Raw genomic sequence first — 17,771 nt, 5'->3', positions numbered from 1 at the left:
CCTTATTTGTCTGTCAGGTGACGAACGGCCTGCGCCAACTCCTCCGGATCCTTGGTCCGGACAAGTTTAGGCGGATCCAAAGGGGCAAATCCCGTTGGAGCTTTCGTCTCAGATGGTGGAAGGTTCTCCCCAGAGGAGGCGTTCTGTCCATGTTTGAGCAAGTCGTTCAGCTCTTGTCCATCGTCTTCGAGTTTAATGTCCACCTGTGAACCTCTTAGTTCTTCAGCGCCCGGTGAATCATACCCAATCCCCTCTGCCCGAGGGATTAGCAGCAATCCCAGTCCCCAGCGTAAACCATAAGCAAGGACAAACCAGGCTACAAAGCCGATTAACCCACGAATTAAACTGGTCATCAACACATTGCTGCTGTATGCTACAAAAAAAGTCAGAATAAATCCGACTATGCCTGCTCCAAGATTAATGCGGTAGTTTCCTATCATGTCTTATAGTTCCTTTACACCCATTTGGACACTTCGAATAGTCAAAAGTCCAGTTTCACAGTCCATTTCAATCGTTCGTCCGTAATTCCCACCGGTATCTTCGGCAAGAAGTGGAATCCCAAGCTTTTCTAACCATTCCCGACAAGAATCCGCATTCCTCGGTCCGATACGCATCGTATCCCCTGCCCCAGCGAAGGCAAACATCTGAGATCCTCCAGCCATTTTGGACACAATACGTGAACGAGATGCACCGAGTTGTATCATTCTTTGTAACAATTCCGGCAATGCCGTATCCGCATATTTGGCTTTGTTCAAAGTTCCTTCACGAGCAATCTCTGAAGTGGGGAGCATGACATGCGCCATTCCGGCAAGCTTCAAATGCGGATCATACATCGTTAATCCTACACAAGATCCCAAGCCAGTCGTACGGATTACGCCGGGTAGATGAGCAATGTTCAAATCCGCCATACCGACTTTAACGACGCTTTTGTCCTCAATCATGATCCAGTGGCACCCCTAGAGATTCAAATATCTTAGCAAATGAGGGTGGATCCGGAATCAGGAAAAATTGACCCTCTACCTGATCTTCGCCTTCAAAGAAGGAAGTGTCAATCAATAATGCATCGTCGCCCATTTCACCAAACTGCAATAAACCATAACTCAAAATAGCTCCTGCCATATCAATAGCAAGTCCAGGAACGGTCGGATACATAGATAGTTTCGTGAAATCTGCCAAAGAAGAAAGGTATGAACCCGCCAAAATATTCCCGATTTCGGATAGAGCCGATTGTTCCATTTCCGTGAATGCAAGGCCTTCCTTCAGATCAAAACCGGCAAGCCGGTTCAGCAGCATTTTGGCAGCCTCAGGTGCCATCATAAAGAACAGATTGCCTGGTGCTTCGCCTTCAACACGAAGAAATACGGTAACAACAATACGTTCATCTCCGCCCACTTTTTCAGCAACTTCTTCAAAAGGAAGCATCTGTACTGTAGGTACACCCATGTCAATCGGTCTATTGAGAAGCTGAGACAACGCCGTTGCGGCGTTGCCTGCTCCAATGTTACCGACCTCTTTGAGCACATCCATTTGGAATCCCTCAAATCGGTTGAACAGTTCCACGGTGTTAGCCCTCGATACTTTCCAGCTGTACAACCTCGCTTTTATTTAATACTTCGTTCAGGTTAAGCATAATCAACAAGCGCGCATCCTCCAGCTTAGCTACACCGCGCAGGTATCTTGCTTTAACTCCACCTACCACTTCAGGCGGACTATCAATAGCGTCACGCTTGATGTCAATAACATCATTGGCAGAGTCAACGATAAAGCCCACTTGCATATCGTCCACACCTACAATGACAATACGAGTTTGATCGGTGTATTCTGTTTCTGGCAAAGAGAATCGACCACGTAGATCAATGACAGGAATAACAACACCGCGTAAGTTAATAACTCCTTTTACAAAAGAGAAGGTCTTAGGAACACGGGTAATAGGCATCATACGCTCAATCGTCTGAACCTTGTCTACTTCAATACCGTACTCTTCGGAACCTAATTTAAAGACAATGACTTTCAACTCTTCTTCCATGGAAAAAACCTCCCTATTAAATGTAAGACTTATCTTATGTGCTTATTTAATAAATGCATTAGGGTCAAGAATCAGAGCTACTTGTCCATCTCCCAAAATCGTTGCACCAGAGATCCCTTCAATGGAAGGAAGATAAGTACCCATCGATTTAAGAACAATCTCACTCTGTCCAATAAATTCTTCAACGGCTACAGCTGCAAGACGTTCACCTTTGCGAATGACCACGATTTCAGTTTCCTGTTCGTCCGCATCATTGAAATCAGGCACTCCAAAAACTTCGCTCAATGACAGGTACGGAATTAGAGACTCCCGGAACGTAATCATTTTATTGCCATGAATGTTGCGAACCTGTTCGCGCTGTACAATGGCTGTTTCCACAATGGAAGACAAAGGAACGGCGTATTTCTCGGATCCAAGTCGAACAAGCATCGCAGCGATAATGGACAGGGTCAATGGTAACTGAACAGAGAAGTTGGTTCCTTTACCCGGTGTCGAATGAATGGTTACATTACCACCAAGAGAAGTGATTTTGGATTTCACAACATCCAAACCTACTCCACGGCCGGAAATATCCGAGATTTTATCAGCGGTACTGAAGCCTGGTGCAAACAACAGCTGGTTCACTTCATCATCGCTCATCTTGGCACCTTGTTCTTCGGTAACAACTCCACGTTTGACCGCTGTTCTCAAAAGGTTATCGCGGTAAATGCCTTTACCGTCATCTTCGATTTCGATAAATACATGATTTCCGCTGTGGAAAGCCCGAAGATTAACTGTTCCCAATTCAGGTTTACCTGCTGCCACACGTTCTGCGATCGATTCAACACCATGGTCAACTGCATTACGCAGCAAATGTACCAACGGATCGCCGATCTCATCGATTACCGTCCGATCAAGTTCCGTTTCGGCACCCGTAATGACTAGATCGATTTTTTTGTCCAGTGTTTTAGCAAGGTCACGAATCATACGCGGGAAACGGTTAAATACCGTATCCACAGGAACCATCCGCAATTTCAGTACAATATTTTGCAAATCTGTACTGACTCTACTCAGATGAGCTACCGTATCTGATAAATCATTATTACCCGTCTCGCTGGCCAACTGCTCCAGTCGTGAACGATCGATCAGTAACTCGCTGAACAAGTTCATCAGTACATCCAGACGTTCTATATCCACGCGGATGGTACGTGAAGGTGCAGCAGCTTGTTTTGGTGCAGCTGTTTTGGTGGCTATCGGTTTCTTTGGTTCTTCTTTCGATGAAGAACTCGGTTCCGAGGATGCTTCTACTGGAGCAGGAACAGGTGCAGCTTCCACTTCAGCTGTTGCCGCTGCCTGATTGGTCATCTGCTGAAGAGTCTCTTGATCCAGCTGAATGACTTTGGCACTCTCAATTTCAGAGATGCTCATAATGCCTTTTTCAAGTTCCTGCGCCTCTTTGGTCGTTATGTAATACAACGAGAAACTGCGCTCAAACTTCTCTTGCTCGATATCCTGAACTGTTGGGAACGATTTAACAACCTCACCCGAGCGTTCTAATAGATCGAAGACCATATAAGCACGTACGCCCTTCAGCTGGCTCTGCTCGCTGACAAGAACTTCAACATAGAGCACACGGTGGCCTTCGGCTATGGACTGATCCAATACGGAGTACTGGAATTCGTCCAGTTCAACCGCACTTGGTGTCGCTGTACTTGGTGATTGGTTTACTGCGGCTACGGGAGCAGTACCTCTCGTCCATTCACCACTCTCAATTGCTTGGAGAGAAGCTACGATGGAGGAGACATCCGCTTTACCCTCTCCACCTTCGGTAATATCCTGAACCATTGTTTCCAAAGCATCCAAACTCTTGAACAGGGTATCAAAAATGAAATCCTGCATTTTCAACTTTTCGTTGCGCACCAGATCCAGCACATTTTCCATTTTGTGCGTCAATGATGCCAAATCCTCAAAACCCATTGTAGCAGCCATACCCTTCAACGTATGAGCAGAGCGGAATATGACCTGAACAATTCCCAGATCCTCCGGACTGCCTTCGAGTTGAAGCATATTTTCGTTAAGGGACTGCAGATGATCATTAGACTCATCAATAAACATAGATAAATATTGATTCATGTCCATTGTGAGGCACCTCCTCCATGAGTTACACTCCGTTTATTTCACAGCTTGAACAAGTTTAGGCGCAATCTCCTGCAATGGCAGAAGATGACGCACGCATTGCAGCTCTACAGCAGAACGCGGCATACCATACACAACACAAGTTTCTTCATTCTCTGCAAAGGTTGATGTGACACCCGCTTCATACAATTCTTTCATCATACGAGCGCCATCACTGCCCATCCCTGTCAGCAAAACCAGATGTCGTTGCAATGACGTGTACGGCAGCAGCGACTCAAACATCGTATCTACTGAAGGCCTGTGTCCATTGACTGGTTCTTCCTCTGTCAGCTTTATGGTGAACCTTCCATCTGCAGTTTTGTTGACTTTGACATGAAAGCCACCAGGAGCAATATAGGCCGTTCCTTTTCGTAGAACCATGCCTTCCTCAGCTTCAACCACATGCAGTTCACTGAACGTATTCAATCGCTGGGCAAGGGATCGGGTAAAGTTGGGCGGCATATGCTGTACAATAATGACTGGAGCAGGTAAATCACCTGGCAGTTGCTCCAGCAAAGTCTTGAGGGCTCTCGGTCCTCCAGTTGAACAACCAATAGCCACAAGTTTGTTAAATGATCCTTCTGGTCCTCCTGCTCCCTTATGAGACGGAATTACCTTGGCAATATCTTTGGATGGTTCAGCTGAAGCTGAAGCTGCAGCTGTCTCCTGTTCTGCCAATCGAGATATATTGGACAAACGGTTTTCCTTGGGAGGCTGCGTTGGCTTGTTTGGCTTTGCTAGGTTGTCAGTGCTGGCATCCGAAGCTCGATTTGCATCTCTCAAAGGCTCCATCTTTTTGTCCAGACGTCCCGTATTCTGCTTCGTCAGTGGAACAGCAGGTTGCTTCGGTTTTGCTCGTAAGGATTCAGTTTGTCCGCTACCAAGTCGCGTTCCTGGCTGCTGGGCAGGTTCTATTGTTTTCCTCAAAGCACCTTTGCGGTCTTGTAAGGGATGATCAACCTGAACTCGCTGGGACTGTTGCAGGAATTTGCTCTGTGCTTCATCCCGTTTCTTCATCGATGCTTCACGATCGGCTTTTCGCTTAATTTCATCCATAGCTGCTCGCATCCGCTCAACCAGCGCTTTACCTACTTGGGCAATATCCTGATCATGCACAATCGATGGCTTACGAATAAAGTCAAACGCACCGGCCTCGAGCGCCATGATGGTCTCCTTCATGCCTTGTTCATTGATACCCGACAGCATAATCACCGGAACGAAGGATTGCTTCATGATCGATTTTAATGCGTCCAACCCATTCATTTCAGGCATCTCAACGTCCATTGTGATGACATCGGGCTTCAAATCTATTGCTTTTTGAATAGCTTCTTTACCATTTGAGGCTGTTGCCGTAACCTTAAACTCCGAATCTGCTTCAATTAAATCTGAAACAATTTTACGCATAAAAGCGGAATCATCGACAACCAATACTTGATACACCGCCATGTTGTTTCCACCCCTGTTTCCTTTATTCAGAAATCATGTTGTCCGCTTTAGCCACTTTTTCATAAATCCTCTGATTCCTGTCAAGGTTTCGGATCCCGGAGCAGCAGGTGCAGCCAAATAGTGATGTGCGAGTTTCTCTATATCCCTGGAAGCTTTTGCATTCGGATATGCCAGACTGTATGGCACTTGCCTTTTAACTGCCTTTACAACCTGGGCATCTTCGGAAATATATCCAAGCAGCGGGATATCGATCTGTAAAAACCTCTTTGCCACTGCAGCTATTTTATCCGCCACCCGTTCCGCCTCTTGTTGGTCTTCAACCCGGTTAACGATCATCCGAAAGGGTGTGGTATTTTCCTGGCCATGCATAACTTTAACTAAAGCATAAGCATCGGTTATTGAAGTCGGTTCAGGTGTGGTGATGATCAGGCATTCATCGGCTGCACCGATAAATTTCATGTTTTCTCTGGAAAGTCCTGCCCCTGTATCAAAAATGACATAGTCCATCTCCTGTGCGATCTCTTCAACTTGTCCAGCAAAAAACTCCAGATCTCGATCTGACAATGAGAACAATTCTTTCATCCCCGAACCTCCGGCGATATAAGGCAACCCGCTTGCACCGAGCTGTATGATTTCCTGTATGGATTTCTGTCGGTATAACAGATGGTACAGATTATAGGGAGATGAGGTTCCCATTAGGACATCGATATTAGCCATCCCTATATCTGCATCAAACACCAATACCTTTTGCCCCATTGCCTGTAAGCTCAGTGCAAAGTTAAGTGTGAAGTTTGATTTACCCACCCCTCCCTTTCCACTGGCAACGGTTATGATTTTGGAGGAGCGTGAATCACGTCCCCTTCCCTCCACTCCGTTAGGCATGGAGACCATACTTCTGAGTGAGGCTGCCTGGTCCTTCATCGTACAAGCTCTCCTAACAATTGTTTGGTCAGAGAATTCGCATCAGGCTTGAGTAAATCATCCGGCACATTTTGTCCGTTAGCCACATAAGCAAGTTTAAGTGGAAAACGATGCAGCAGGTTAAACATCGGGCCGTAGCTTCCGGTCTCATCCATCTTGGTAAAAATGACCTTATCCAGCCCATATTTGCTGAAATGCTCCGTAATTTGAACCATATCAGCACTTTTGGAAGTCATGCTCAAAACCAAAAAGGTTTCACTATTTTCCACAGGCGCGAGTAAACTTTGCAGTTCTGAAACAAGCAACTCATTTCTATAGTTTCTTCCGGCTGTATCCATGAAGATCAGATCACATTCCTCGAGACGGGAGATCGCTCGTTGTGTGTCACCTGGGGATTGTACGACCTCAAGCGGGACATTTAAAATGGATGCGTATGTTCTAAGTTGTTCTACCGCTGAGATACGATAGGTATCCGAAGTAATGAACCCTACCTTTCGCTGATTGTTGAACATCTGTTCAGCAGCCAGCTTGGCAATGGTCGTTGTTTTACCAACGCCAGTTGGCCCAGCTACATATACAATGCGTGTGGTCGGCAAAATGCCCACGTCAATACGTTTCTCCAAAAAATGTGATATTTCTAATTGAACTGCTTGAACAGCTTCTACTTCATTTAATCCTTTTTCAGAGAGCTTCGTCAGAACAACGTCAAACCAAGATTCCCATACTTCTGGCCAAATATCTTGCTCCATCAACCTTTCTCGAAGAGCATAAAACTCCTCTGGTAACGGGTCTGCCGAAGCTCCTTGCTTAGACAACTTGGTCATCATCAGTTTGAGCTCCTGCAATTCAGACATCAGTTGGCCCTGCTGCGGATCGGTCGCCTGCTCCTGCTGCCCTCTGGCTGATGTTAAACCCGAAAAATCCGCCCCTTGCGGTCGCGGTTTATGCTCGATACTCAAAGAAGATCTGCCGTTGCTCATGTCTGAACCGAGTTTACTCGATTCAGACACAGCTGTGGCATCCGTAGTTTTCTCTTGCACATTTTTTTCAGCGATACTCGCAGCCGATTCGTCAGAAGCAACGACAAACGAACGAGCCGTTTGTCGATATGCTTCAGGTACAAATGCGCGAGGTACGGGTGTAAATTGGTTTTGCACTTGCTTTGTTGCCTGTTTTTTTTCTTCCTTATCCACTGCTGCTACAACTTCGATCCTTTTCTTACGGAACATCCCCAGCACACCGCCCACCTTGATTTCCTTGGTGGACAAAATGACGGCATCACTTCCCAGGTCTTTGCGAATTTGAAGCATAGCTTCGGGCATGGTCTCAACGACGTATTGTTTTACTCTCATAAGTTCACCACCCCGACACTTTGGATTTCAACATTCGGCTCCAACTCACTATAGGAAAGCACTGGTATATCCTGCATGGTGCGTTCAATCACCTGGCGCAGATACATACGAATGGTTGGAGAAGTTAATACAACAGGCTGCTGTCCCGACTGGATCAATCGATTAACTTGTTCAGTCAACTTTTGATATACACTTTGTGTTGAAGCCGGATCCAATGCAAGGTAACTGCCTTGATCCGATTGCTGTACACTTTCCGCAATTTTCTTCTCCAGACCTGGTCCAACAGTGATTACTCTAAGCGTCTCTCCTTTTTGGGAGAATTGCTGAGTAATCTGACGAGATAGGGATTGTCTCACGTATTCCGTCAGTACATCGGGGTCTTTGGTATACGTTCCGTAGTCCGCCAGTGTCTCGAAGATTGTAACCATATCACGAATGGAAACTTTCTCACGCAACAACTTGGCGAGTACTTTCTGTACATCTCCGATGGATAAGACGGATGGGATGAGTTCATCCACCAGCGCAGCATAATTCTCCCTGAGATTATCCACAAGTGCTTTCGTTTCTTGTCTGCCAAGTAACTCATGCGCATGCTTCTTAATCAATTCAGTTAGATGTGTGGCTACTACTGAAGGGGGATCTACAACCGTATATCCTGCAAGTTCAGCTCTGTCTTTGGTTACTTCATCAATCCATAAGGCTGGAAGTCCAAAAGCTGGCTCTGTCGTTTCGATCCCTGTAACAGATTCTTCTTCATAACCCGGACTCATAGCCAGATAATGATTCAACAACAGTTCTCCGCCGCCAACAACATTACCCTTAATCTTGATGACATATTCATTCGGTCTTAATTGGATATTATCCCGAATCCGGATGACGGGAACGACTAACCCCAGTTCAAGAGCACACTGCCTACGAATCATAATGATCCGATCTAATAAGTCCCCGCCCTGCTGATTGTCAGCAAGAGGGATCAAACCGTAACCAAATTCAAACTCGATAGGGTCCACCTGAAGAAGATTAATTACGCTCTCCGGACTTCTAACTTCTTCAATCTGCTGCTCCTCTTCCATTTGCTCCTCTGCCTCTTGCTTCTGATTCAGATTGTTCTGCATCCTCCATCCGGCAAAAGCCAGCAAACCTGCAAGGGGCAACGTTGTAATAATATGAATCGGCGTGAAAAAACCAAGCATTGCTATTACAAAAGCTACAATATAAAGGAGCGTCGGGTATGTAAACAATTGCCCCGTGATGTCATCGGCCAAATTCCCTTCCGACGATGCTCTTGTTACAATAAGACCTGCTGCTGTGGATATCAGGAGTGCTGGAATCTGGCTGACCAGTCCATCCCCGATCGTCAACACAGAATAGGTGGATAACGCATCAGCAAAAGCGAGACCATGTACCGTCATCCCGATGATAAAACCACCAATAAGATTGATCAGGAGAATAATGATACTTGCAATAGCGTCCCCTTTTACAAATTTACTGGCTCCATCCATGGCTCCGTAGAAATCAGCCTCACGTTCAATTTTGGAACGACGTTCACGTGCTTGCTGCTCGTTGATCAGGCCTGCATTCAAATCTGCGTCGATACTCATCTGTTTACCAGGCATCGCATCGAGGGTGAATCGCGCTGCAACTTCAGCTACTCGCTCAGATCCCTTCGTGATAACGATAAACTGAACAACGACGAGAATCAGAAACACTATAAATCCGATGGCTATCTGTCCGCCAGCAATCCAGCTACCAAAGGTAGCGACTACCGATCCTGCGTTTCCTTGACCCAAAATCAGTTTTGTTGTTGATATGTTGAGTGCTAACCGAAACAACGTCGTGATCAGCAGCAATGCAGGAAAGATGGAAAATTGCAGTGCCTCTTTGCTGTTCATCGCAACAAGCAATATCATCAATGCCAGTGAAATATTGATGACAAGCAGTATGTCCAACAACCAGGTTGGGATCGGGAGAATCATCATCAACACGATGCCGATGATACCCGCAAGGACAGCTATATCTTTAATTTTCAATGGATGTACGGCCTCCGATCCCTTTTTATTTCGTTCTGCCCTTTAATTTATATACATAAGCCAGCACTTCGGCTACCGCTTGAAACAAATCAGCCGGTATGGCGTCACCAATCTCGGCTCTCTGGAACAATGCCCGTGCCAGCGGCTTGTTTTCCATTGTAATGACACCGTGCTCTTTGGCAATTTCCTTAATACGCAAGGCGACGTAATCCTGACCTTTGGCTATTATCTGCGGCGCTTCCATCTCCGAGCCCTCATACTTAAGCGCAACGGCAAAGTGAGTCGGGTTGGTGATAATCACATCCGCTTTGGGAACTTCCTGCATCATGCGCTGAACAGCCATACGACGCTGACGCTCCCTGATTTTCCCCTTGATCAGTGGGTCACCTTCCATTTTTTTGTATTCGTCCTTGATGTCTTGCTTGGACATCCTAATGTTTTTCTCGTAATCATACTTCTGGTACATATAGTCGAGTACAGCAAGTACTAACAGGGCTACTGCAATCTTGATTCCTAAGTTTAAGGTGATTGAAGCAGCAAAATGCAGAATCGCATCCAATGAAAAATGGGACAGTGAAGCAATATCTGACTGATAACCTGTGATGGTACTGTAAACCAGAAAGCCGATAATCGACATTTTCATAATTGATTTAGCAAACTCCACCAAAGAACGAAGAGAAAAAATGTTTTTGAACCCTTTAATCGGATTCAGCTTTTCCAGTTTCGGCTTTAAACCCTCTCCTACAAGCAGGAAACCTACCTGCATGTAATTGACGATTAACGCAACAAGTACTGCACCGAGCAAAACAGGAGCAAGCAATAGCATCACCTCGATGCCGTAACGCATCATTAAGGCTACGACGTTCTCCCCGGTGACCTCCATACTCAGCCGATTAATGAAGATGTCTGTAAACAGTCGAACCATACGTTCTTTGTAAAAGTTACTGAACATCATCATGATCAAAAAGGTGAATAGGAGAATGGATGCGCCGGACAGCTCCATGCTTTTGACAACCTGTCCTTTTTTTCGCGTATCCTGCCTCTTTTTCGGGGTAGCCTTCTCTGTTTTTTCCCCTGCGAACATCTGGAGGTCGAGTTGATATTTCATTCGAATCTTGTCCTCCGTTTCACTCAGCCTGGCCTTTGTCCAATGGTCCCAAGCAAGTTTTCCATGGATCTGAACATTACTTCGAACAATTGACTAAACACAAAGGCAAAACTGGGAACCAGCAAAAGCAAAATAGCAAGCCCAACGAGTACCTTAAGCGGCATTCCAACGGCAAATACGTTAAATTGAGGAGCCGTCTTCGCCAAGAATCCCAATCCTACATCCGTCAAAAACAGAGCAACTACAATCGGCGCAGACATCTGAAAAGCCAACATAAATGATTGGCCTAATGTACGAACCAAAAATTCAGCAATACTTCCATCTGCCAATCGTAGAAAGAATACATTCGACAACGGAATCCAGCGATAACTGTATACAATGGCATCGAGCAGATAATGATGTCCGTTCATTGTCAGAAAGAGCAATACCGCAAAAGCATATTTGAAGTTACCTGTAAGCGGTGCAGAAGCGCCTGTCATTGGATCATATACGTTGGCCATACCAAAACCAATCTGAAGATCAATAAAGGTTCCTGCGGTCTGTATAGCCGTCATTAACAGATAAGCAACAAAGCCTAAGAGCAAGCCAATCAATATCTCTCGGATAACCAGCAGGATATAACTCAGATCTGTAGGTACAACCTGGTCAATGCCGTATACCATATACACAGTAAAGGTTACAAATGCCGATAAACCAATTTTAAGAGAATTCGGCACATTCCGAGCCGAGAAGACCGGCGCAGTTACAAAAAATGATGCTATTCGACAAAACATAAGCAGAGCGACAGGAAAACTTTGCAATAATGTCTCCATCTGCAACAGTCTACCCTATGTATCTGTATAAATTATCGAGAATGTTATACGTGAAATCGACCAGTATATTCAATATCCAAGGACCAAACAAAAGTACTGCCAGAAGTACGGCAATGATTTTAGGCACAAAGGCCAGGGTTTGCTCCTGAATTTGAGTGGTTGCCTGAAACACACTGATAATGAGTCCTACAACCAGAGCTAGAATAAGCATGGGTGCGCTGGCCAGCAGTGAAGTATAGACCGCTTTCCCGGCCAGACCGATAATAAACTCCGAAGTCATGACCGTCCTCCTTTAATATTCCGGCTCAAGTGTTAAAACTCAGCAACAGTGACTTCACGACCAGATACCAGCCATCGACAAGTACAAATAACAGTATTTTAAAAGGTAATGAAATCATGACAGGTGGAAGCATCATCATCCCCATAGCCATGAGTGTACTCGCAACTACAATGTCTATAACCAAGAATGGAATAAAGATCATGAATCCCATCTGGAACGCTGTCTTCAACTCACTGATTGCATATGCCGGTACCATCACAGTAATTGGAATATCCTGGTATGTGCTAGGCTTTTCGGTTTGATTGTACTTCATAAACAGCAATAGGTCTTTCTCCCTAGTGTGGGAGAACATAAACTTCTTCATGGGATCCGCAGCTTTTTCCAACGCTTCGGTTTGTGTGATGTCACCCTTGAGATAGGGCTGAAGCGCTACCTGATTGATGGACGACAACGTCGGTGACATGATGAAAAGTGTCAGAAAAAGTGCTAAACCGACCAGCACCTGATTGGGTGGCATTTGCTGCGTGCCCAAGGATGTCCGCACAAAACCGAGAACGATAACAATCCGGGTAAAACTGGTCATCAGTACCAGCAAGGCTGGTGCGATACTAAGTACCGTGATCAACAGGATAATGGAAAGTGAACTCGTGCTTGGTGTGCCCCCATCCCCGTTTCCAATTTGAATATCAATATTCGGAATCGGTTCGGCAAAGGCAGCAGTGACGGAGGCCAGACTGATGAGTCCTATGAAAAAACACGCTAACCAAATCTTTTTCTTCATGAATCCCTCGACCGATCTGTAGTATTGTCTTCTTCCAGGACCTTCTCCATCTTCTCTTTACGGTTAGGCATCTGCCGAAGTTTAGATTCAAACAGTTCGTGAAAAGAGGTTGTATCCTCGAGTTCCATTTCTTGAGGCGGTTCATCTTTACGCAAGCGGGCTGCAAGCTTTGCAATAAGAGGCGAAAGGCTTCCCTGTTGCGCTGAAGCATCCCGTTCAAATGAATCAATGATTCGTTGTGCCTCTTCAAGATCCGAAACCTTATCCACCAGCTGTATGTCATCACCCACACCGAGTAGATAAACGCTACCGCCAATTTCTATAATTTGCAGCGACTTGTTTGGTCCCAGTCCGACCCCACCCAAAATACGAATTGTGCCGTTCCGGAACCATCGCTGATTCCGTTTGTTTAGAAAACGAATCAGATAGACTATAAGAACCAGAATGACGGCCAGGACAACAATCACCCATACAAGCTGAAAATAATAATTGACTCCCGCGCCCACATCATCTGGAATCTTATCCTGAGCCATCATCATGTCTCTTAAACGCCCAGCGTTTTGCTGATTGCTTCGATAACCCGGTCAGATTGGAACGGCTTGACGATGAAATCTTTAGCTCCGGCCTGGATTGCATCAATAACCATCGCTTGTTGACCCATTGCAGAGCACATAATCACTTTTGCATTGGCATCAATTTTTTTGATTTCTTTCAAAGCTGCAATACCATCCATCTCAGGCATGGTAATATCCATTGTGATCAGATCAGGACGAAGCTCCTTAAACTTCTCAATTGCTTGTGATCCATCCTGTGCTTCGCCAACGACCTCGTATCCGTTTTTGGACAAAATGTCCCGGATCATCATTCTCATAAATGCAGCGTCGTCCACGACTAAAATTCGGTTTGCCATCTTGATTCAAGTCCTCCCTAAATTGTGCTTATTGTAATTTCTGAATTCGGTCCCATTGGCTTACGATATCTATAACACGAACACCAAAGTTTTCGTCGATTACGACAACCTCACCTTTGGCAATCAACTTGTTATTCACCAAAATATCGACAGGTTCACCGGCCAGTTTGTCCAGCTCGACAATTGAACCTTGTGACAGTTCTAAAATATCCTTAATTTGCTTCTGGGTCCTTCCTAATTCTACGGTGACTTTAAGGGGAATGTCCATCAATAAATTCAAATTGTTTTCGTCTACCTGGCCGAACGCCCCATTTTGCAAATTGGCGAATTGAACCGGTTGTACGTTTACATTCCTATTCGGCACACCGCCGTAATGCTGCGGTACACCATAAGGTTGCTGCGGAGGCATGCCATAAGGCTGCTGTGGCGGCATTCCTTGCGGCATCCCCATTGGAGCCTGTCCATAGCCATTATAATCTTGAACAGGCTGCTGCTGCGCCTGTGGCGGTATCTGTTGCTGAACCGGAGGTTGCTCAGGGGCAACCGGTACTGCTGCCGGTGCTGGCTCTGGTGTAGACGCAACTGGCGCACTAGCAGTAGACTCTTGGGCTCCGCCAATCAACATCTCTACCATTTCTTTCGCAAAATGTACGGGAAGCAGCTGCATGAGATTGGAATCAATCAGATCGCCAATCAACAGACGGAACGATACTTGAATTAAAGTCTCATCATCTGGAAGATTGCTGACTCCCTCGCCACTTTCCATATTGAGAATATCAATTCCCGGAGGAGAAATATTCACGAAACGGTTAAAGATTGTAGACATGGATGTAGCAGACGAACCCATCATCTGATTCATCGCTTCCTGTACTGCACTGATATGGATTTCATTCAGTTCTTCATCAACCGGATTTCCTTCACCGCCAAGCATCAGATCGGCTATGACTTGAGCATCCCGTTTTTTGATGACTAGCGAGTTGATTCCTTCAAATCCATCTACATAATTCACATGGACTGCAACATGGGGCTTAGGAAATGCTTCATCAAACTGTGTACGGCTGATGATGGACACCTTAGGTGTTGTAATATCTACTTTTAGGCCCAATAGCGTGGACAAAGCTGTCGCCGCACTACCAAATGTAATGTTACCAATCTCCCCCAAGGCATCCTGTTCCAGCTCGGTCAAAAAATCATCAACTGTTTTCTCAGCCGGTTCCGAACTGTTCATCGATTCCGATTGTCTGAGCAAAGCATCGATTTCTTCTTGGGATAAATAATCCTTACTCGTCAAATTCTTCAACTCCTTCGGTGACAATCTTGTCTATTTGCACAGCCACACGATCCTTGATGGTTCCCGGGCTACCCATATACTTCAGCCTATCTCCAACTTTAATGGACAGTCCCTCATCAACGGGCTTGTTCAACGTAATGACATCGCCAACAGACAGACCCAAAAATTCAGCAATCGAAATCCTAGATTCTCCCAACTCCGCAACGACGGGCAATTTGGCTTTGTTCACACGCTCTTTGAGAGCATCATATTCTTCCGGAGCTCTCGTCTTTTTCTCCGAAACAAACCACTGATGAGTCGACAACCGGGACATAATAGGTTCAAGAACGACATGCGGGATACACAAATTGATCATGCCTGTGGTGTCACCGATTTTGGTACTCAGTGAGATCAAAGCAATGGTCTCATTGGGGGAAACAATCTGCATAAATTGCGGATTGGTCTCCAGCGCTTCCATCCTTGGAGAAATATCCAACACCGTCTTCCATGCTTCCTGCAAACTCTCAAACGCACGGCTGAAAATCCGCTCCATAATCGTCGTCTCAATTTCCGTCATCGATGCGATCTTTGTCGGTGCATTTCCTGTTCCGCCAAGCAGGCGATCCAGCATTGCATAACCCACGTTGGGATGAACCTCCATCACCATCCGTCCCTGTAATGGCTCCGCCTCAAATATGTTCAATATCGTCATCTTCGGAATAGAACGGATAAACTCGTCATAAGGCAACTGTTCAACCTGAACGACATTGATCTGAACGAACGTCCGCAGTTGGGCTGAAAAATAAGTGGTGAGAAAGCGTGCAAAGTTTTCGTGAATACGGGTCAAGCTTCGAATATGATCTTTGGAAAAACGAACCGCCCGCTTAAAATCGTACGATCTAATTTTCTTTTGAGTTTCTTCCTTTTTCAATTCCTCAGCATCCATCTCACCAGAGGAAAGGGCAGCTAATAGGGCGTCAATCTCATTTTGTGATAATACATCCACCATGTTCTCACCCCCTTACAGATTTACAGCGTGTCCTGTTCATTACATTGGCGCCATCACAAAAGCAGAAAAACTAGTGCTGGCCAGCTTACCTTCTGGTAAAGCTTCATTAATAAGTTCAGTCAATTTTTTATTAAATTGAATGCGACCTTTCGCTGTAGCCAGTTCATCAGACTTGGTATCCGCAAAAGTCTGGATGATAATAGGCTTCACCGTGATTTCCTTGATTTTCTCAAAATCTTCTTTAGCCTTTTTGTCGGATAATTTGAAAGAAAAACTTACAACTACAATATGGTCTATATCAGCCAAATTAGTTTTAATTTCTCCAAGCTCTGAGGAAACTGCAACAATCTCATCCGCAGTCATCTTCTTCTCTGCAGCGGATGCCGTATGTGTATCAATCTTATTCCCGTTCTGTCCTTGCATAAATACAAACACAACCACCACAATGAGTGTTATAGCTAGCAAGCTTGTTGCAAGCCAAGGCAACATCTTTTTCATCAGGACTCCTCCGTTTGCTGCACTTTAATAGTGGCTGCCTGAACCCCGATTTCACGGTTGTAATCTTTAATTTTGGAAATAACCTCATCGGCTTTCTCAAGCACAATAAGTCTCTTTCCGGTTACCAGAGTAATATACGTGTCTGGTGTCTCTTCCACAATTTCAACCATCAGCGCATTTAACCACATGGGAGAACCATTTAACCGCGTAACCGAAATCATGCTAAGCCCCCTCGATCAGAGTGGAGGAGCAAGCTCCCCCACGCATTAAAAATTGCTAATCAGTTATTAACGTTTCAGGTTAACAACTTCCTGAAGCACTTCATCGGACGTTGTGATAATCCGTGAGTTCGCCTGGAATCCACGCTGAGCCACGATCATCTCTGTAAATTCACCTGTTAGATCCACGTTGGACATTTCAAGTTGTCCTGCAATAACGGAGCCTGTACCAAATTCAGTACTATTGGCAGTGACAATTTCGAATTCCCCGTCAGCATTGGCATTGGCAGTAATGCGATACAAGTTACCACCGATTTTTTCTAGACCTTCTGGATTTGTTACTTTCCCTATGCCCAGTTGTGCTCCAGCTTCAGTTGTTCCATCATCCATCGTCTGGTTGATAATTCCATCTTGACCAATAGTGAAAGAAACTACTGCTTCATCCAAAGTGATAGGTTCTCCACCACTATCAACAACGAACAGACCATCGGATGTCACGAGGTTACGGTTAGCATCCACATGGAAATCTCCTGCACGGGTTAAAAAAGGAACTTCTTGTTCCCCGCCTAGGGTCACCAGGAAGAAACCATCACCATTGAGACGCAGGTCGGTTGGATTATTAGTTGTCATTGGGCTGCCCGCAAGATGCAGCGTATCAATCGATCCTACTGATACACCCAAACCAATCTGCTTTGCATTTACACCACCGTTTTCATCTCCAGGCGCTGTTACCCCCGCCGTTGTTTGGCTCATAATATCTTTAAACATGACACGGCTACCTTTAAAACCAACCGTATTCACGTTCGCAATATTATTACCGATAACATCAAGTTTCGTTTGAAAACCCCGCATCCCGGAAACGCCTGAGTACATTGATTTCAACATTTTTTAAAAATCCTCCCAGCCTTAATTTGGTTACCGCGTCAGTCGGTCAGCGGCATTCCGGCTCCCGAGAA

20 protein-coding genes are annotated in these 17,771 nt (G+C 45.4%); all 20 read right to left on the bottom strand.

Annotated elements, in window-relative coordinates:
- Positions 1-2: 2 nt before the first annotated feature.
- Entirely contained in the window at positions 3-440 is a 438-nt protein-coding gene (locus tag AC3ITG_RS11740; RefSeq protein WP_413377506.1) for a hypothetical protein, read from the bottom strand.
- A gap of 3 nt (positions 441-443) precedes the next feature.
- A complete protein-coding gene (locus tag AC3ITG_RS11735) occupies positions 444-941 on the bottom strand; it encodes a chemotaxis protein CheD (RefSeq protein ID WP_063566391.1) in 498 nt (165 codons plus the stop codon).
- A complete protein-coding gene (locus tag AC3ITG_RS11730; protein ID WP_090807429.1) occupies positions 934-1,527 on the bottom strand; it encodes a chemotaxis protein CheC in 594 nt (197 codons plus the stop codon). The genes AC3ITG_RS11735 and AC3ITG_RS11730 overlap by 8 nt, the downstream gene beginning before the upstream one ends.
- A 37-nt stretch (positions 1,528-1,564) precedes the next feature.
- Entirely contained in the window at positions 1,565-2,026 is a 462-nt protein-coding gene (locus AC3ITG_RS11725; protein WP_063566392.1) for a chemotaxis protein CheW, read from the bottom strand.
- A 42-nt stretch (positions 2,027-2,068) separates the two neighbouring features.
- Positions 2,069-4,144, bottom strand: a complete 2,076-nt coding sequence (locus tag AC3ITG_RS11720) for a chemotaxis protein CheW (protein ID WP_489253797.1) — start codon at positions 4,142-4,144, stop codon at positions 2,069-2,071.
- 33 nt (positions 4,145-4,177) lie between these two features.
- Positions 4,178-5,626, bottom strand: a complete 1,449-nt coding sequence (locus AC3ITG_RS11715; protein WP_489253796.1) for a protein-glutamate methylesterase/protein-glutamine glutaminase — start codon at positions 5,624-5,626, stop codon at positions 4,178-4,180.
- Positions 5,627-5,659: 33 nt separating this feature from the next.
- The gene (locus tag AC3ITG_RS11710) at positions 5,660-6,547 is read right to left on the bottom strand and encodes a MinD/ParA family protein (RefSeq protein ID WP_489253795.1); all 888 of its coding nucleotides are present in this window, start codon (positions 6,545-6,547) and stop codon (positions 5,660-5,662) included.
- A complete protein-coding gene (flhF, locus tag AC3ITG_RS11705) occupies positions 6,544-7,899 on the bottom strand; it encodes a flagellar biosynthesis GTPase FlhF (RefSeq protein WP_489253794.1) in 1,356 nt (451 codons plus the stop codon). The genes AC3ITG_RS11710 and flhF overlap by 4 nt, the downstream gene beginning before the upstream one ends.
- Positions 7,896-9,929, bottom strand: coding sequence for a flagellar biosynthesis protein FlhA (gene flhA, locus AC3ITG_RS11700; RefSeq protein ID WP_079694681.1), 2,034 nt, complete (start codon positions 9,927-9,929; stop codon positions 7,896-7,898). The genes flhF and flhA overlap by 4 nt, the downstream gene beginning before the upstream one ends.
- A 25-nt stretch (positions 9,930-9,954) precedes the next feature.
- Positions 9,955-11,037 (bottom strand): flagellar biosynthesis protein FlhB, encoded by a 1,083-nt coding sequence (flhB, locus tag AC3ITG_RS11695; protein WP_179132114.1) that lies wholly within the window; start codon positions 11,035-11,037, stop codon positions 9,955-9,957.
- A 23-nt stretch (positions 11,038-11,060) separates the two neighbouring features.
- A complete protein-coding gene (gene fliR, locus AC3ITG_RS11690) occupies positions 11,061-11,849 on the bottom strand; it encodes a flagellar biosynthetic protein FliR (RefSeq protein ID WP_063566399.1) in 789 nt (262 codons plus the stop codon).
- A 10-nt stretch (positions 11,850-11,859) separates the two neighbouring features.
- Positions 11,860-12,129, bottom strand: coding sequence for a flagellar biosynthesis protein FliQ (fliQ, locus tag AC3ITG_RS11685; RefSeq protein ID WP_024630226.1), 270 nt, complete (start codon positions 12,127-12,129; stop codon positions 11,860-11,862).
- 25 nt (positions 12,130-12,154) lie between these two features.
- The gene (gene fliP, locus AC3ITG_RS11680; RefSeq protein WP_072732405.1) at positions 12,155-12,910 is read right to left on the bottom strand and encodes a flagellar type III secretion system pore protein FliP; all 756 of its coding nucleotides are present in this window, start codon (positions 12,908-12,910) and stop codon (positions 12,155-12,157) included.
- Positions 12,907-13,443 (bottom strand): flagellar biosynthetic protein FliO, encoded by a 537-nt coding sequence (locus AC3ITG_RS11675; RefSeq protein ID WP_064639061.1) that lies wholly within the window; start codon positions 13,441-13,443, stop codon positions 12,907-12,909. Before AC3ITG_RS11675 ends, fliP begins: the two co-directional genes overlap by 4 nt.
- 11 nt (positions 13,444-13,454) lie before the next feature.
- Complete coding sequence (locus AC3ITG_RS11670; RefSeq protein ID WP_017689175.1) at positions 13,455-13,820, bottom strand: response regulator; 366 nt, start codon at positions 13,818-13,820, stop codon at positions 13,455-13,457.
- Positions 13,821-13,848: 28 nt separating this feature from the next.
- Positions 13,849-15,111, bottom strand: a complete 1,263-nt coding sequence (fliY, locus tag AC3ITG_RS11665; RefSeq protein WP_489253793.1) for a flagellar motor switch phosphatase FliY — start codon at positions 15,109-15,111, stop codon at positions 13,849-13,851.
- Positions 15,101-16,099: a flagellar motor switch protein FliM gene (gene fliM, locus AC3ITG_RS11660; protein WP_024630222.1), complete on the bottom strand. Its 999-nt coding sequence runs from the start codon at positions 16,097-16,099 to the stop codon at positions 15,101-15,103. Before fliM ends, fliY begins: the two co-directional genes overlap by 11 nt.
- Before the next feature lie 39 nt (positions 16,100-16,138).
- Entirely contained in the window at positions 16,139-16,597 is a 459-nt protein-coding gene (locus tag AC3ITG_RS11655; protein ID WP_413377488.1) for a flagellar basal body-associated FliL family protein, read from the bottom strand.
- Positions 16,597-16,818, bottom strand: a complete 222-nt coding sequence (locus tag AC3ITG_RS11650; RefSeq protein ID WP_024630220.1) for a flagellar FlbD family protein — start codon at positions 16,816-16,818, stop codon at positions 16,597-16,599. Before AC3ITG_RS11650 ends, AC3ITG_RS11655 begins: the two co-directional genes overlap by 1 nt.
- A 66-nt stretch (positions 16,819-16,884) precedes the next feature.
- Positions 16,885-17,700 (bottom strand): flagellar basal body rod protein FlgG, encoded by an 816-nt coding sequence (flgG, locus tag AC3ITG_RS11645; protein WP_315795327.1) that lies wholly within the window; start codon positions 17,698-17,700, stop codon positions 16,885-16,887.
- Positions 17,701-17,771 lie beyond the last annotated feature (71 nt).

Source organism: Paenibacillus sp. GL_099_B, from assembly GCF_057835695.1.
This window is presented reverse-complemented; position numbering and strand designations above follow the sequence as displayed.

Excerpts from the sequence above, each read along its gene's own strand:
- AC3ITG_RS11740 (WP_413377506.1), bottom strand. The coding sequence starts at position 440 with ATGATAGGAAACTACCGCATTAATCTTGGAGCAGGCATAGTCGGATTT.
- AC3ITG_RS11735 (WP_063566391.1), bottom strand. The coding sequence starts at position 941 with ATGATTGAGGACAAAAGCGTCGTTAAAGTCGGTATGGCGGATTTGAAC.
- AC3ITG_RS11730 (WP_090807429.1), bottom strand. The coding sequence starts at position 1,527 with ATGGATGTGCTCAAAGAGGTCGGTAACATTGGAGCAGGCAACGCCGCA.
- AC3ITG_RS11725 (WP_063566392.1), bottom strand. The coding sequence starts at position 2,026 with ATGGAAGAAGAGTTGAAAGTCATTGTCTTTAAATTAGGTTCCGAAGAG.
- AC3ITG_RS11720 (WP_489253797.1), bottom strand. The coding sequence starts at position 4,144 with ATGGACATGAATCAATATTTATCTATGTTTATTGATGAGTCTAATGAT.
- AC3ITG_RS11715 (WP_489253796.1), bottom strand. The coding sequence starts at position 5,626 with ATGGCGGTGTATCAAGTATTGGTTGTCGATGATTCCGCTTTTATGCGT.
- AC3ITG_RS11710 (WP_489253795.1), bottom strand. The coding sequence starts at position 6,547 with ATGAAGGACCAGGCAGCCTCACTCAGAAGTATGGTCTCCATGCCTAAC.
- flhF (WP_489253794.1), bottom strand. The coding sequence starts at position 7,899 with ATGAGAGTAAAACAATACGTCGTTGAGACCATGCCCGAAGCTATGCTT.
- flhB (WP_179132114.1), bottom strand. The coding sequence starts at position 11,037 with ATGAAATATCAACTCGACCTCCAGATGTTCGCAGGGGAAAAAACAGAG.
- fliR (WP_063566399.1), bottom strand. The coding sequence starts at position 11,849 with ATGGAGACATTATTGCAAAGTTTTCCTGTCGCTCTGCTTATGTTTTGT.
- fliQ (WP_024630226.1), bottom strand. The coding sequence starts at position 12,129 with ATGACTTCGGAGTTTATTATCGGTCTGGCCGGGAAAGCGGTCTATACT.
- fliP (WP_072732405.1), bottom strand. The coding sequence starts at position 12,910 with ATGAAGAAAAAGATTTGGTTAGCGTGTTTTTTCATAGGACTCATCAGT.
- AC3ITG_RS11675 (WP_064639061.1), bottom strand. The coding sequence starts at position 13,443 with ATGGCTCAGGATAAGATTCCAGATGATGTGGGCGCGGGAGTCAATTAT.
- AC3ITG_RS11670 (WP_017689175.1), bottom strand. The coding sequence starts at position 13,820 with ATGGCAAACCGAATTTTAGTCGTGGACGACGCTGCATTTATGAGAATG.
- fliM (WP_024630222.1), bottom strand. The coding sequence starts at position 16,099 with ATGGTGGATGTATTATCACAAAATGAGATTGACGCCCTATTAGCTGCC.
- AC3ITG_RS11655 (WP_413377488.1), bottom strand. The coding sequence starts at position 16,597 with ATGAAAAAGATGTTGCCTTGGCTTGCAACAAGCTTGCTAGCTATAACA.
- AC3ITG_RS11650 (WP_024630220.1), bottom strand. The coding sequence starts at position 16,818 with ATGATTTCGGTTACGCGGTTAAATGGTTCTCCCATGTGGTTAAATGCG.
- flgG (WP_315795327.1), bottom strand. The coding sequence starts at position 17,700 with ATGTTGAAATCAATGTACTCAGGCGTTTCCGGGATGCGGGGTTTTCAA.